The organism is Nocardioides sp. NPDC127514, from assembly GCF_040302125.1.
GTDB lineage: Bacteria > Actinomycetota > Actinomycetes > Propionibacteriales > Nocardioidaceae > Nocardioides.
In genome coordinates, this window is record NZ_JBEORF010000007.1 from 157,246 (window position 1) to 170,775 (window position 13,530).

The 13,530-nt window shown below is 70.0% G+C and carries 15 protein-coding genes; 7 read left to right on the forward strand and 8 right to left on the reverse strand.

The genetic code is table 11. The features are described 5' to 3' along the window. Positions 1 to 2: 2 nt before the first annotated feature. From ABTX24_RS07695 to ABTX24_RS07705, 3 genes are read left to right on the forward strand one after another with little or no spacing between them, the layout of a single operon-like run. The gene (locus ABTX24_RS07695) at positions 3 to 1,784 is read left to right on the forward strand and encodes a dolichyl-phosphate-mannose--protein mannosyltransferase (RefSeq protein ID WP_350838586.1); all 1,782 of its coding nucleotides are present in this window, start codon (positions 3 to 5) and stop codon (positions 1,782 to 1,784) included. Continuing rightward, positions 1,775 to 2,905 (forward strand): N-acetylglucosamine-6-phosphate deacetylase, encoded by a 1,131-nt coding sequence (locus tag ABTX24_RS07700; RefSeq protein ID WP_350838588.1) that lies wholly within the window; start codon positions 1,775 to 1,777, stop codon positions 2,903 to 2,905. The genes ABTX24_RS07695 and ABTX24_RS07700 overlap by 10 nt, the downstream gene beginning before the upstream one ends. Positions 2,906 to 2,927: 22 nt before the next feature. Next, a complete protein-coding gene (locus tag ABTX24_RS07705) occupies positions 2,928 to 3,353 on the forward strand; it encodes a DUF3054 domain-containing protein (RefSeq protein ID WP_160025456.1) in 426 nt (141 codons plus the stop codon). A gap of 118 nt (positions 3,354 to 3,471) precedes the next feature. Here the strand turns inward: ABTX24_RS07705 and ABTX24_RS07710 are convergent, their stop codons facing one another. From ABTX24_RS07710 to ABTX24_RS07725, 4 genes are read right to left on the reverse strand one after another with little or no spacing between them, the layout of a single operon-like run. After that, positions 3,472 to 4,224 (reverse strand): energy-coupling factor ABC transporter ATP-binding protein, encoded by a 753-nt coding sequence (locus ABTX24_RS07710; RefSeq protein WP_350838591.1) that lies wholly within the window; start codon positions 4,222 to 4,224, stop codon positions 3,472 to 3,474. Further along, positions 4,221 to 4,832 (reverse strand): cobalt ECF transporter T component CbiQ, encoded by a 612-nt coding sequence (gene cbiQ, locus ABTX24_RS07715; protein ID WP_160025458.1) that lies wholly within the window; start codon positions 4,830 to 4,832, stop codon positions 4,221 to 4,223. The genes ABTX24_RS07710 and cbiQ overlap by 4 nt, the downstream gene beginning before the upstream one ends. 4 nt (positions 4,833 to 4,836) lie before the next feature. Beyond that, on the reverse strand, positions 4,837 to 5,166 hold the full coding sequence (locus ABTX24_RS07720; protein WP_350838593.1) for a PDGLE domain-containing protein: 330 nt from the start codon (positions 5,164 to 5,166) through the stop codon (positions 4,837 to 4,839). Continuing rightward, positions 5,163 to 5,855, reverse strand: coding sequence for an energy-coupling factor ABC transporter permease (locus ABTX24_RS07725; protein WP_350838595.1), 693 nt, complete (start codon positions 5,853 to 5,855; stop codon positions 5,163 to 5,165). Before ABTX24_RS07725 ends, ABTX24_RS07720 begins: the two co-directional genes overlap by 4 nt. A gap of 187 nt (positions 5,856 to 6,042) precedes the next feature. Between ABTX24_RS07725 and ABTX24_RS07730 the strand changes: the two genes are divergently transcribed. The 4 genes from ABTX24_RS07730 to ABTX24_RS07745 all read left to right on the forward strand — a co-directional run bounded on the left by ABTX24_RS07730 (position 6,043) and on the right by ABTX24_RS07745 (position 10,696). Beyond that, positions 6,043 to 7,269 carry an acetyl-CoA C-acetyltransferase gene (locus ABTX24_RS07730; protein WP_350838597.1) on the forward strand — a complete coding sequence of 409 codons (1,227 nt, stop codon included), beginning with the start codon at positions 6,043 to 6,045 and terminating at the stop codon, positions 7,267 to 7,269. A 50-nt stretch (positions 7,270 to 7,319) separates the two neighbouring features. After that, on the forward strand, positions 7,320 to 8,108 hold the full coding sequence (locus ABTX24_RS07735) for a CoA transferase subunit A (RefSeq protein ID WP_160025462.1): 789 nt from the start codon (positions 7,320 to 7,322) through the stop codon (positions 8,106 to 8,108). Positions 8,109 to 8,111: 3 nt separating this feature from the next. Further along, positions 8,112 to 8,762 (forward strand): CoA transferase subunit B, encoded by a 651-nt coding sequence (locus ABTX24_RS07740; RefSeq protein WP_350838599.1) that lies wholly within the window; start codon positions 8,112 to 8,114, stop codon positions 8,760 to 8,762. Between the two features lie 92 nt (positions 8,763 to 8,854). Continuing rightward, a complete protein-coding gene (locus ABTX24_RS07745; protein WP_350838601.1) occupies positions 8,855 to 10,696 on the forward strand; it encodes a CocE/NonD family hydrolase in 1,842 nt (613 codons plus the stop codon). Between the two features lie 31 nt (positions 10,697 to 10,727). Here the strand turns inward: ABTX24_RS07745 and ABTX24_RS07750 are convergent, their stop codons facing one another. The 4 genes from ABTX24_RS07750 to ABTX24_RS07765 all read right to left on the reverse strand — a co-directional run bounded on the left by ABTX24_RS07750 (position 10,728) and on the right by ABTX24_RS07765 (position 13,425). Then, the gene (locus ABTX24_RS07750) at positions 10,728 to 11,948 is read right to left on the reverse strand and encodes an MFS transporter (RefSeq protein ID WP_350838603.1); all 1,221 of its coding nucleotides are present in this window, start codon (positions 11,946 to 11,948) and stop codon (positions 10,728 to 10,730) included. 69 nt (positions 11,949 to 12,017) lie between these two features. Next, on the reverse strand, positions 12,018 to 12,491 hold the full coding sequence (locus tag ABTX24_RS07755) for a MarR family winged helix-turn-helix transcriptional regulator (RefSeq protein ID WP_160025466.1): 474 nt from the start codon (positions 12,489 to 12,491) through the stop codon (positions 12,018 to 12,020). 111 nt (positions 12,492 to 12,602) lie between these two features. Continuing rightward, on the reverse strand, positions 12,603 to 13,067 hold the full coding sequence (locus ABTX24_RS07760) for a glutathione peroxidase (protein ID WP_160025467.1): 465 nt from the start codon (positions 13,065 to 13,067) through the stop codon (positions 12,603 to 12,605). Between the two features lie 55 nt (positions 13,068 to 13,122). After that, the gene (locus ABTX24_RS07765) at positions 13,123 to 13,425 is read right to left on the reverse strand and encodes a hypothetical protein (protein ID WP_160025468.1); all 303 of its coding nucleotides are present in this window, start codon (positions 13,423 to 13,425) and stop codon (positions 13,123 to 13,125) included. Positions 13,426 to 13,530: the final 105 nt, after the last annotated feature.

A 13,530-nucleotide genomic window follows, 5' to 3' on the forward strand; every position in this document is an offset into this window, starting at 1 on the left:
TCGTGACGACGACGGTGACCGAGGAGCCGGAGCCCATGGAGGGCCTGGCCAGCACCCCCTCAGGTCACTTCCTGCCGACCGCCTGGGAACGCGCCCGGCGCCGCATCAACGGCTCGCCGCGGGCCGGCTGGGCGGCGACGCTCGGGATCACCGCGCTGGCGTTCCTGCTGCGGCTGTGGCACCTGGGCACCCCGAAGGTCTTCGCCTTCGACGAGACCTACTACGCCAAGGACGCCTGGGCGCTGCTCGAGTTCGGCTACGCGCGTAACTTCATCGAGGGCGCCGACGAGAACATCCTGGCCGGACAGCTCGACGGGCAGTTCGCCGACGGGCCGTCGATGATCGTCCACCCCGACGTGGGCAAATGGATCATCGCCCTGGGCATCAAGCTCTTCGGGATGGACCCGTTCGGCTGGCGGATCGCCTCGGTCGTGGTCGGCTCGCTGCTGGTGCTGCTGACGATCCGGTTCGTACGCCGCGTCTCCGGCTCCATGCTGCTCGGTCTCGTCGGCGGCATCCTGGTCACCCTCGACGGGCTCGCGTTCGTGCTCTCGCGCCTGGCCCTGCTCGATCTCTTCGTCGCTTTCTTCCTCCTGCTCGCGGTGCACCTGATGGTGATGGACCGCGACTGGTGCCGGCGGCGGTTCTCCGCGCTCGCGCCCACCCAGCTCGCCGCGCCGGGTGCATGGGGTCCTGTCCGCCAGATGCTGTTCCGTCCGTGGCTGCTCTGCTCAGGCATCGCATGGGGCCTGGCGATCGGCTCCAAGTGGGAGGCGCTCTACCCGCTGGCCGCCTTCGGTCTCCTCTATGTGGCCTGGTCCGCGGGGATGCGGCGCTCCTTCGGCGTACGGCTGTCATGGCTCCGTGCCTGTGTGGCCGACGGGCCGACGGCGTTCGTGCATCTGGTGGGCGTCGCGCTGGCCGTCTACGTGATGACGTGGATCCCGTGGATGACCCACGCGGACGTCTACGAGGAGTCGCTCTCGGCGACGCAGTACACGCGCTACACCGGCGAGGGCCACTGCGAGAACAAGTCGTACGTCCCCGAGAACCTCAACGACAAGCGCTGGCCGACCGCCACGGAGCCGGACGCGTCCGGCCTCGGCGAGGTCAGCCAGTCGCTGCGGTCGCTGTGGTACTACCACCGCGACGTCTTCACCTTCCACACCCACTTCCTGGAGTGCGCCGAGCACACCTACGGCTCGCATCCGATCGGCTGGCTGGTCCTGAACCGGCCGGTCGGGGTCGCCGCCGACACCGGGATCCTGTCGGGCGCGAAGTCGCGCGGCGAGATGTGCGATGCCTCCCCCGCAACCGATCCCGACGGCGACGGCCCTGCCGAGGCTGGGACGTGCTTGCGGCAGGTGCTGCTCCTGGGCACCCCGGTGCTGTGGTGGGGAGCGTTCGTCGCGCTGATCGTCTCGGCCTTCATGTGGGTCGCCGCGCGGGACTGGAGGTTCGGGGTCGCCGTCGTCGGGGTGCTGTCGACGTGGCTGCCCTGGCTGCAGTACGCGGGGCGGCCGATCTTCTCCTTCTACATGATCATCGCGCTGCCGTTCCTGGTGCTCGGCCTGTGCCTGTGTCTGGGCAAGCTGCTCGACCGGCCGCCGCCGCTGGCCGGCGGAAACCCTGCCACCCGGCGTCGCGTCGGGGGTGCCGTCGCCGGTGGCATCTTCGTCGTGCTGGTGATCTGCAACTTCGCCTGGTTCTGGCCGATCTACACCGATGAGCTGCTCACCCGGCAGGAATGGCTGACGAGGATCTGGTTCAAGCGATGGATCTAGAGCATGTGGTGCGCGGCCGAGTGCCGCGGCCGGGCGGCTTCGACGACGTCGTCGTGACCGTGTCCGCGGGGCTCGTCTCGGATGTGCGGGCTGCCGTCCCCGGCGACCCGTCGTCGTCGGGGATCCTGCTCCCGGGGTTGGTGGACATCCACAACCACGGCGGTGGCGGTGCGTCCTTCCACTCGACGTCGGCGGACGAGATCGCCACCGCGGCCGGCGTTCATCACGCTGCCGGCACGACCACGCTGCTGGCCTCGACCGTGACCGATTCGCCAACCCGGTTGCTGTCGGTCGTCTCGGCGCTGGCCACGGCCGCGGAGGCCGGGCTGATCGCCGGGATCCACATGGAGGGGCCGTTCCTGGAGCACTCCTGCCGCGGGGCGCACGATCCCGCGATGCTGCTCGCGCCGGATGCCGGTCTCGCCCGTGAGTTCGTCGAGGCCGGACGGGGTCACCTGCGGGTGATGACGCTGGCCGCGGAGCTCCCCGGGGCCGATGAGGTCGCCTCGGTGCTCACCGAGGCCGGGGTCGTGGTGGCACTGGGACACACCGCGGCGTCGGCTTCGCGGGCTCGTGCCTTCCTGTCCGGGCCCGGGAGCCTGGTCACCCATCTCTTCAACGGGATGCCGCCCGCGCACCATCGCTCGCCTGGGCCGGTGCTCGGCGCTCTCGGAGCCGCGGGTGTCGGCGATGCCTGTGTGGAGCTGATCGCCGACGGCGTACACCTCGACGACGAGACGGTCCGGGCCGTGATGTCGATGGTGCCCGGCTCGGTCGTGCTCGTCACCGACGCGATGGCCGCGGCCGGGATGGCCGACGGCGACTACCAGCTCGGACCGCTGTCCGTGGAGGTACGCTCCGGGGTCGCTCGCGTGGCCGACGGGACCGGCAACGGGTCGATCGCCGGGGGTACGTCGCGGCTCATCGACCAGGTACGCCGCCATGCAGCCGCCGGGATCGACCTGGCCATGCTGATGAAGGCCGCGAGCCTGCGGCCGGCATCGGTGGTGGGCCTCGACGCGGGCCGCCTCGAGCCCGGCGCGCGCGCCGACCTCGTGCTCACCGACGAGTCGCTGCAGCCGACCCGGGTGATGCGCGGCGGGGTCTGGCTGGTCTCGTAGATCAGGCTCGTATCCTGGGCCCATGTCCTCCACGAAGCCCGACGACTCCTCCCCACTCATCGCCGGGCTCGTGCCCAAGTGGGCGGTCGCGGCCTTCGCCGTCGACGTCTTCTTCGTGCTCCTCTTCGCCTTCGCCGGACGCCAGTCGCACGACTCCGGCCCAGCGCTCGTCGTGCTCCGCATCGCCTGGCCCTTCCTGATCGGGCTCGCCGTGTCCTGGGCCGTGCTGATCTGGCGCCGCTGGCCTGCCGCTCGCGCATGGCCTGCGGGCGTGGTCGTCTGGCTCGGGACGTACGTCATCGGGATGGTGCTGCGCGGCCTCTCCGGCGAGGGCCTCGCGCCCGCCTTCCTGGTCGTCTCGCTCCTCTTCCTCGGCCTCACCCTGGTCGGCTGGCGCGGCTACGTCAGCGCCAAGCTCCACTACCGCTCCCGCCGCCTGGCCGACTGACCCCTGCCGAGGCGTCAGCCCCGTCGGCCGAGTTGGCACCACGGTGCCAACTCGGCCGACCTAACTGACGTCTCGGCCGACCTAACTGACGTCTCGGCCAACGTAAGTGACGTCTCGGCTAGAGGGTGGCGGCTGCGGCGACCGGGTCGAAGCCGAAGGGGAGCTCGAGGCGGTGGGCGCGCATCAGGTCGGCGTTGGAGAGTACGTCGACGGTGCGGCCCTCGGCGGCCACGATGCCGCCGTCGAGGATGACGGAGCGCTCGCAGAGCTCGAGGGCGTACGGCAGGTCGTGGGTGACCATCAGAACGGTGACGTCGAGGTCGCGGAGGATGTCGGCGAGCTCGCGGCGGGAGGCGGGGTCGAGGTTGGAGGAGGGCTCGTCCAGGACCAGGATCTCGGGGTCCATCGCCAGCACGGTGGCCACCGCGACCCGGCGGCGCTGGCCGAAGGAGAGGTGATGCGGGGGCCGGTCGGCGTACTCCTCCATGCCGACCTTCGCGAGCGCCTCGGTCACCTTGGCGTCGAGCTCCGAGCCGCGCAGCCCGAGGTTGGCGGGGCCGAAGGCGACGTCCTCGCGGACGGTGCCCATGAAGAGCTGGTCGTCGGGATCCTGGAAGACGATGCCGACTCGGCGGCGGATCTCCTTGATGTTGGCCTTGGTCACGGGAAGCCCGCTCACCGCGACCGATCCGGCGCCGGCGAGGTGGATGCCGTTGAGGTGCAGTACCAGCGTGGTCTTGCCGGCCCCGTTGGGACCGAGCAGCGCGACCCGCTCACCGCGGTGGACGTGCAGGTCGACGCCGAAGAGCGCCTGATGGCCGTCGGGGTAGGCGAAGGCGAGGCCGCGTACGTCCAGGACTGGAGTGGTCACCGGGGCATTCTCCCTGTGTAGCCGCGCGAGACCATAGCCAGGTGCACGCGCTCGCCGCGCTCGAAGGAGCGGATGAACAGCGCGCCGACCGAGCGGGCCAGCACCGGCCAGTGGAGCGGGTTGCGGGCCTCGAAGCCACGGGACGCACGCGCGACCGCCATCCGGCGCATCTCGTCGGTCACCACCTCCAGGTAGCGCACCATGAACGCCATGATCTGCACCAGCTGCTGAGGCAGCCGCAGCCGCTCCAGGCCGTGGACCAGCTCCTGGGGCGTCGTGGTCGCGGCCAGCAGCAGCCCGGCGATCACACCGAGGGTGCCCTTGACGAGCAGCCCCCACGCCGAGAGCAGACCCGACTCGCTGAGGCTGAGTCCGAGCACCTCGATCCGCGGCCCGTGCGCGATGAAGGGCATCAGCACCGCGAAGACCACGAACGGCGTCTCGACCACCATCCGCTTCAGCACCCACCCCGGGCGCACCCGCGCCACCGCGCCGACCGTCACCAGGACCGCGAGGAAGAAGGCGTACGCAGCGAACCACTCCCGCGGCGTCGCCACCACCACGAGCATGAAGCCGATCAGAGCGAGCACCTTCAGATGGGCGGGCACCGGGTCAGGCCTCTTCGGACTCGGCGGAGCGGCGGCGTACGACCAGGGCCAGACCACCGGCGAGGACGAGCACCACCACGGTGCCGATCACGCCGGCGAGACCGCCGGAGAGCCGCTCGTTGTCGACGCCCTTCGTGCCGTAGTCGGCCAGCGGGCCGTCGGCCGCGCCGTGCTCCGAGGCGCTGTCGAGGAAGCCGGTCTTGCCGGCGACGTACTCGAGGCCGTCGGGGTGGGCGGAGGCGTAGTAGGAGACCACCCCGGCCAGGAGGAGCGCGACGACGGCGATGCCGACGGCGACCCACTTGAACGGCACGGTCTTCGTGGACTCGCTCATGCCACCGACTCCTTCGGCTTGATCACCAGGTTTCGCTCGGCGATCACGCCTCGCGCGGCGTAGACGAGGTCGGGGCGTACGGACAGGATCGCGCCGACCGCGAGGAACGTGATCGCGCCCTCGCCCAGACCGATCACCGTGTGCCAGCCGAGCATCGCGGTGGCCAGCGTGGTCAGCGAGATGTCGGCGGTGCCACCGACCGCGTAGAGCGCGGTGAAGACGACCGCCGCCGCGGGGACGGAGAGGAAGGCGCCGATCGCAGCCGCGGGGGCGACCAGCCCGACCCGCTTCGGCAGCACCTTGATCAGCACCCGGCTCACGAACCAGCCGACGAGCACAGTGGTGACGGCCATGAGCAGGATGTTGGTGCCGAGCGCGGTGATGCCGCCGTCGGCGAAGAGCAGGGACTGCACGATCAGCACGACCGAGACGCACAGCACCCCGGTCCACGGCCCCACCAGCACCGCCGCCAGCGCGCCACCCATCAGGTGACCGCTCGTGCCCGCCCCCACCGGGAAGTTGAGCATCTGGGTCGCGAAGACGAACGCGGCCACGAGGCCGGCCAGCGGGGCGGTCTTGTCGTCGAGCTCACGGCGCGCGCCGCGCAGCGCGACGCCGACCGCGACGACAGCGACTGCACCGGTGGCGATCGACGTCGGCGCGTCCAGGAAGCCGTCGGGGACGTGCATGGTCACCTCATTGATCTGCGTGGGGGTCGGTCGAAGTGGAACCCGAGAGGAAACTGCTAACGCGAACTTATCGCAATAGCCTCGCCCGCGCACTGTCCGGTCGGACAGTGGATCAAGACTTCAGACGTGTCAATCGACGCCAAATGAATACTTCTCAAGTCATGACTGCACGCGTACCGTCGACGGCATGAGCAGCTCCGCCAACGACATCGTCATCTGCGAGCCCCTCCGCACCCCGGTCGGCCGGTTCCTCGGCGCCCTGGCGCCGCTGACCGCGACCGACCTCGCCACGACGGTCCTGCGCGAGCTGGTCGCGCGCACCGGCCTCCAGGAGGGCGACGTCGACGACGTCATCCTCGGCAACGGCTACGCGAGCGGCGAGAACCCTGCGATCGGCCGCATCGCGGCCCTCGACGCCGGGCTCGGCAACGGCGTCCCCGGCCTCCAGATCGACCGTCGCTGCGGCTCGGGCCTGCAGGCGATCCTGTACGCCGCGGGCTCGGTCGCCACCGGGGCCGCGAACCTCGTCGTGGCCGGTGGTGCGGAGTCGATGTCCAACGTCGAGCACTACGCGCTCGGGCTGCGCGGAGGGGTGAAGCAGGGCGGCATCGAGCTGCTCGACCGCCTCGACCGGGCTCGCGAGACCGCCGGCGGCAAGGACCACCCGCTCCCCGGCGGCATGATCGAGACCGCCGAGAACCTGCGCCGTGACTACGGCATCGGGCGCGAGGAGCAGGACGAGCTCGCGCTGCGCTCCAACCAGCGTGCCGTCGCCGCCCACGAGGCCGGCAAGTTCGCCGACGAGCTCGTTCCGGTGACCGTCCCCGGCGGCCGCCGCAAGCCCGACGTCGTCGTCGACCGCGACGAGCACCCGCGTGCCGACATCTCCCTGGAGAAGCTCTCCTCGCTGCGCCCGATCCGGCTGAAGGTCGACGAGGAGTCGACCGTCACCGCCGGCAACGCGTCCGGCCAGAACGACGGCGCCGCCATGTGCATCGTGACCACGCGCGCCGAGGCCGAGAGGCGCGGCCTGACTCCCCTGCTGGCGCTCAAGTCGTGGGCCGTCACCGGCTGCGAACCCGAGCGGATGGGCATCGGCCCCGTCCTCTCCAGCCGCGCCGCACTCGATCGGGCCGGGCTCACCCTCGACGAGGTCGACCTGATCGAGCTCAACGAGGCCTTCGCCGCCCAGGTCCTCGCCGTCCTGCGCGAGTGGAAGATCGACGCCACCGACGAGCGGCTCAACCCCAACGGCTCGGGCATCTCGCTCGGTCACCCGATCGGCGCCACCGGCGCCCGCATCCTCGCCACCGCCGCCCGCGAGGCGCAGCGGCGTGAGGCCCGGTACGTCCTGGAGACGATGTGCATCGGTGGCGGGCAGGGGCTCGCTGCGGTCTTCGAGTCGGTGCGCTGAAAGCAGCCGGCAGAGCGACGTACGAAATCCTTCGAGAGAGCAGAGAAGACATGGGTCTGGACAAGGTGGTCGGGTCGGCCGCGGAGGCGGTCGCCGACATTCACAGCGGGGCCAGCCTGGCCGTGGGCGGCTTCGGGCTGGTGGGAATCCCGTGGTTCCTGATCGAGGCGCTGCGCGAGCAGGGTGCGGACGACCTGATGGTGGTCTCCAACAACTGTGGCGTCGACGGCGCCGGGCTCGGGCTGCTGCTCGACGACCACCGCATCTCCCGGGTGATCGCGAGCTACATCGGCGAGAACAAGGAGTTCGGGCGCCAGTACCTGGCCGGCGAGATCACCCTCGAGCTCACCCCGCAGGGCACGCTCGCGGAGCGGATGCGCGCGGGCGGCAGCGGGATCGGCGCCTTCTATACCCCGACCGGCGTCGGCACGATGGTCTCCGACGGCGGCCTGCCCTACCGCTACAACCCCGACGGGACGATCGCCGAGGCCTCCGAGCCGAAGGAGGTCAGGGAGTTCCACGGCAAGCAGATGGTGCTCGAGGAGGGCATCATCACCGACTTCGCGCTGGTCCGCGCGACCCGCGTCGACCGGGCCGGCAACGCCCAGTTCAACGCCTCCACGCGCAACTTCAACGTACCGGCCGCGATGGCCGGTCGGGTGACCGTCGTCGAGGCCGAGGAGGTCGTCGAGGTCGGTGAGATCGCCCCGGCCGACGTCCACCTTCCGGGGATCTTCGTGAAGCGGATCGTCGCGCTGACGCCCGAGCAGGCAGCGCGCAAGGACATCGAGAAGCGTACGACGCGCGGCGAGCGCCCGACCACGAACCAGGAGGCCTGAGTCATGGCTTGGGACCGCAACCAGATGGCCGCACGCGCCGCGCAGGAGCTGCAGGACGGCGACTACGTCAACCTCGGGATCGGCCTGCCGACGCTGATCCCCGACTACATCCCGGAGACCTCGACGGTCGTGCTGCACGCCGAGAACGGCATCCTCGGCGTCGGCCCGTTCCCCTACGAGGACGAGGTCGACCCCGACCTGATCAACGCCGGCAAGCAGACCGTGACCGTGCTCGCGGGGGCTTCCTACTTCGACTCGGCGACCTCGTTCGCGATGATCCGCGGCGGCCACATCGACGTCGCCGTCCTGGGCGCGATGCAGGTCTCGACCAACGGCGACATCGCCAACTGGATGGTGCCCGGCCAGATGGTCAAGGGCATGGGCGGTGCGATGGACCTGGTCTCCGGCGCCGGGCGGGTGATCGTGCTGATGGAGCACGTCACCAAGAAGGGTGCGCCCAAGCTGCTCTCGGCCTGCGACCTGCCGCTGACCGGTCGGGGGATCGTGAAGCGGGTCATCACGGATCTCGGTGTGCTCGATGTGGCGGGCGCAGCGTTCGAGCTCGTCGAGCTCGCTCCCGGGGTGACGTACGACGAGGTCGCGGCGGCCACGGGCGCACCGGTCGTCGACAAGACCGTCGCCGTGACTGCTTAGTCTCACTATTCAAAACCCGAGACCTGCTACGTAACTCGCGTTTGCACTCTGTCGTTCGAGGTGTGATATCCAACACACCCCTGGAGTGAGTCGTGAAACTCGGCAGACTGGCATTCCTCGTACCGTTCCTGGCTCTGGTCACGACCTTTCTGCCACCGGCGCACTCCGCGTCCGCCGCCTCTGCGGCCTCTGCTGCCTCCGTCGCGACGGTGGCGGCTCAAGCGCCCCAGGCGCGGGCCGGGGCGTGGAAGCCTCGCCCGGCGACGTACGGCGTGGTGGTCGAGAAGGACATCCAGCTGACGATGTCCGACGGGGTGGTGCTCCGCGCCGACGTCCATCGTCCGGCGAAGGCGGACGGGACGCCGGCGGCGGGCCGGTTCCCGGTGATCCTGACCCAGAACCCCTACAACAAGAACGCCTCCGGCGGGGGCGGCGGCGACTACTTCGTCGAGCGTGGCTACGTCTGGGTCCAGACCGACGTACGCGGCACCGGCTCCTCCGCGGGCCAGTGGGACGCGTTCGGCGACCGTGAGCAGAAGGACGGCCTCGAGGTCGCCAACTGGGCGACCTCGAAGAAGCGCCCGTGGAGCAACGGCGAGCTCGGCCTGTGGGGCGCGTCCTACATGGCGATCAACCAGTTCTTCACCGCCGCTCAGCACCCGCGCGGACTGAAGGCGATGTTCCCGATCGTGCCCGCCGGCGACGTCTACCGCGACGTCGTCGCCTCCGGCGGCCAGATCGACGCCGGGTTCATCCCGCTGTGGTTCGGGCTGGTCACGGGTGCCGGACTGGTGCCGCCGGCCGTCAACCAGACCCGCCCCGACGCCACGCTGACGACGCTGCTCCAGCACGTCGGCGGTGCACTCGGGTTTCAGGTGCCGATGCTCGTCAGCGCGGTTCTGGGCAGCGACGCCGGCTACGACGGACCCTTCTACCGGAAGCGGTCACCGCTGAGCGTGGTCGACGAGATCGACGTACCGACGTTCGTGACGGCCGGGCAGTACGACATCTTCCAGCGCGGCACGCCGATGCTCTTCGACCGGATGCAGAAGAACGGCGTGGACACCAAGCTGCTCATCGGACCGTGGACGCACGCCGAGGCGGCCACCGGCGCCGGCTTGGAGGGCAGCGGGATCAACAGCATGGGCGAGATGGCTCTGCGGTGGTTCGACACCCACCTCAAGGGTCTGCCCGACGCCACCCTCGACCGCGACGTCGCGCCGGTGACCTACCACGAGATCGGGTCCGGGAAGTGGCGCACGATGCAGTCGTGGCTCGGGAGCGAGGTCCGTGCGAAGACGTACGCCCTCGGGTCGACCCTGAAGCCCGTGGGCGGAGACACGATCATGCCTCTGCCGGTGCAGGGGCTGTGCTCGCGCAGCACCGCGCAGTGGACCGCCGGCGCCCTCGCGATCCCCGGCTGCGAGACCGACAACCGGATCAACGACGCGCTCGGGGTCTCCTACGAGACCAGGCCGGCGACGTCGGACCTGGCCTTCTCCGGCCCGCTCAACGCCGACCTGTCCGTCTCCACGACCGGCACCGACGGCCTGATCTCGGTCTCGGTCGAGGACGTCGCGCCCGACGGGTCCGTCGACCGCATCACCGGCGGCTGGCAGACCCTGCGCCACCGTGCCGTCACCGCGTCGAAGTCGCGGACGCTGAACGGTCAGGTCGTCCAGCCCTGGCATCCCTTCACCCGTGAGGCCGAGCAGGCGGTCCGGCCCGGGACGATCTATCGCGTGCCCGTCGAGGTCTTCCCCACGGGCGCGGTGATCGAGAAGGGCCACCGGCTCCGGGTCACCGTCCACTCCTACGACGTCCCCCACCTGCTGCCCAACGTGAAGCAGCTGGTCCGCGGCGTCGCCGGCGTGGTCACGGTCCACCACACGAAGACGAGCCCCTCGACGCTGGTCCTCCCGGTCCGGAGGTAGCACCGAGGGGTCAGCAACTGGCGTCGAGACGTCAGAGACTGGCGGCTTCGTCCGGCACGCGCTCGGAGACCTTCGGGTCCCGGGCGCGGGCCGCGTCCACGAGCAGGTACGCCGCGACCGCGGCTCCCGCAGCCAGTGCGATCGCGGCCGAGGCGTAGGCGGCGCCGTAGCCGACGGTCGTGACCAGGCCGGCGGCGATCAGGGTGCCGAGGAACCCACCGAGCTGCTGGGTGGTCGTGGTCAGGCCCGACCCGATGCCGGCGTGCTCCGGCGCCAGCGCGCCCATCGCCAACGCGGTCACCTGCGGCATCGCGAGGCCGAAGCCGAGGCCCATCACGACCGCGCCGGGGAGAACGTCCAGGGCGAAGCCGCCCGCTCCGGGGAGGCGGACGAGGTAGACCATGCCTGCGACGAAGGCGAGCACGCCGACGAGCAGGACGCGCTCGGACCCGAACCGTTCGGCCAGCGTGGCGCTGAAGCCGAGGCTGGCGACGGCGATCACCACGCTGACCGGAAGGAACGCCAGGCCGGTCGCGAGCGCGCCGAACCCGAGCGTGTCCTGCAGGTAGAGCGTCGTGACGAACTGGAACGTGAACCCGCCGAACGTCAGGGTCAGCAGGATCAGGTTCCCGAGCGCGAACCTGCGCTGGGCGAACAGGCCCCGCGGGAGCAGGCCACCCTTGGCGCCGGTCGGCGGCGTACCCTCCACCGCGCGGAGCGCGACGATCAGGGCGACGATGCCGAACGGCACGTTGATCAGGAAGGCCCAGCGCCAGGAGGCGACGTCGGTGAGTACGCCACCCAGGACCGTCCCCACCGACGCACCGATCGAGCCGACGAAGGCGAGCACGGCGAAGGCACGGAGGCGCTCGCGGGGCTCGGCGTAGAGGTCGGCGATCATGCCGAGCACCACTGCCGAGGCGATGCCGCCGCCGAGGCCTTGGACGAATCGCGCGAGGACCAGGGAGATCGGGTCCCAGGCGATGCCGCACCATGCCGAGGCGAGCGTGAAGATGCTCAGCCCGGCGAGGAAGACCGGGCGGGTGCCGAACGCGTCGCCGGCCCGGCCCGCGGGGAGCAGGACGAGCGCGAAGGCGAGCAGGAAGCCGTTGACCACCCAGGACAGCGAGGCGTCGCCGAAGCCCAGGTCGTCGCGGATTGCGGGAAGGGCGACGGTCACGACCGTGCCGTCGAGGATCACCATCAGCTGAGTGGCTGCGAGGGTCGCGAGCGCGACTGTCTTGGTCGTCATAGATACGACCATAGAAGATTGTTTGTTATGAAACAATCTATTTCGGGATATTCAGTTGTAAACCCATCCCTAGCGGGACGAGGCAGGCGCGCGACGCCGCAGCGTCATCGTGTGCGACGGCGTCGCCCACGGCCCCTCCACGAGGTGCTGCAGCGCCTCGATGAACGCCTCGCCCTCGCTCGGCGCCAGACCCTCGAGCGCCTTGGCGACGGTCGCGTTGTAGGCCTTCGAGGCCTCCTCGAGCGCCTTCACGCCGGCCGGCGTGAGCGCGACGATGCGGGCACGGCGGTCGGTGGTCGAGACCCGTCGCTCGGCCAGCCCGCGGCGCTCGAGGTTGTCGAGGGTGGTGACCATCGTGGTCTTGTCCAGCATCGCCATCTCGGCGACGGCGTTCTGGGTGTACTCCCCCTCGGCGGCCTTCATCAGCACGCAGTACTCCCGCACCGAGAGCTCCAGGTCGGCCAACGCCTCGCCGACCTGGGCCGCGAAGGCGTGCGCGGACTGGTTGAGCAGGAACAGCAGGTCGATACGCGGTCCGGTCATGAACTAGATCTTAACGAATCATCCGATACCGAACTATCTTCTGACCAACTATCTAACCCAGACGGCGCCCGACCCCGCAGACATCGGGATCGAGCGGCGTCCGGCATCGCCTCAGAGATACTGGGCGAGGTCCGCCTGGATCTCTTCGGGCGTCACCTGCGGCTCGTAGCGCTTGACGACCTCGCCCTCGCGACCGATGAGGAACTTGGTGAAGTTCCACTGGATGTCGCCCGGCGCCTCGGCACGCAGGAACTCGTAGAGCGGAGCAGAGTTCTCCCCGTTGACATCGACCTTGGAGAGGACCGGGAACGTCACGTCGTACGTCGTCTTGCAGAACTCCTGGATCTCGTCGTCGGTGCCGGGCTCCTGACCCATGAACTGGTTGCACGGGAACCCGATGACCTCGAGGCCGGAGTCCTTGGTGGCCCGGTAGAGCGCCTCCAGGCCCTCGTACTGCGGCGTCAGACCACACTTGCTGGCTACGTTGACGATCAGCAGCAGCTTGCCCTTGTAGTCGCTGAGCGAGACGGTGCTGCCGTCAGCGGCGGTCGCTTCGAAGTCGTACGTGGTGGTCACAGGTCTCTCCTCGATCGAGTTGCGGTGCAGGGGGACAACCTTGCTCCGCCCGAGGTTATGCCCCGCGCTGGTGCGGAACCGACGAGGCCTCCTCGGCCAGGCGACGGTCACGCGCGACGGTCATGATCGCGGCCGACATCCATTCCAGCGCCTCGGGCATCTCGAAGGCGATCTCCTCGAGCAGCGTCGGCATGTCGTGCCGGCCCACCGAGAGGAGCATCTCGCTGAGCGAGCCGTCGGGCGCGGTGACCATGAACCGGAACTCGATCGCCTCGGCGGTCACCGTCGCGGCGCACCGACTGGTCTCGAACGTCCACGGCGCACGGCGGGCACTGCCGTGGGTGCCGGGAGTCGTCATGACCGCGCATCCTATTCAGGTTGCCGCCCCGACCGCACCCCTTTCACTCCTCGGATCAGCCCTCGAACAGTGATTCGAATCTCGTCACCAGACACACCACCCCGG